This is a genomic window from Paenibacillus phytohabitans (assembly GCF_013141775.1).
Taxonomy (GTDB): Bacteria; Bacillota; Bacilli; order Paenibacillales; family Paenibacillaceae; genus Paenibacillus_AQ; species Paenibacillus_AQ phytohabitans.
The window spans coordinates 1-542 of record NZ_WHOB01000011.1 but is presented as its reverse complement, the minus strand read 5'-3'; the positions used below and the strand labels follow the sequence as shown (position 1 = coordinate 542).

Genomic DNA, 542 nt, shown 5'->3' with positions numbered 1-542 from the left:
TCTTCATCTAAGCTTAAGGGGTGGGAAGCCTATAAACTGGGCGACAACAATCCTGGAACCTTATGGTCTAGCAAGGTGAATGGAAACGAAAATTCTGTGGAATGGGCGGCTGTCGATCTTGGAAGGGTTAATATCGTAAGCCAAATTAGTTTAACCCCACGATCTATCTTGGCGTTTCCTAAAGACTTTAAAATCCAATTCAGCAATGACGCTATAACTTGGTCAGACATTCCTAGACAGGTGTACAGCAATTACGTTAACAACGGTTCTGTTCAGACATTTAATTTTGGGAGCGGCGTAGCAGCAAGGTACATCAGGATTTTTGCAACGAAGCTCAGTACTGATGATCAAGGAAACTATTATTTTCAATTAGCAGACTTTAATGTCAATCCGTCTAACATTTACACGTCATCCAATATAGATGGCTGGGAAGCCAGTAAACTGACGGATAATAACCCGTCTACCTATTGGTCAAGCGTACCTCATGGCAGTGAAGCCGAAACGGAATGGATTGTATTAGGATTGGGAGACCAGAAAATGGT

At 42.3% G+C, this 542-nt stretch carries 1 protein-coding gene; it reads left to right on the top strand.

Features of this window, described 5'->3' with window-relative positions; genetic code table 11:
• Positions 1-542, top strand: a 542-nt coding sequence (locus GC101_RS00685) for a discoidin domain-containing protein (protein ID WP_171715691.1), incomplete at both ends; no start/stop codon positions are given.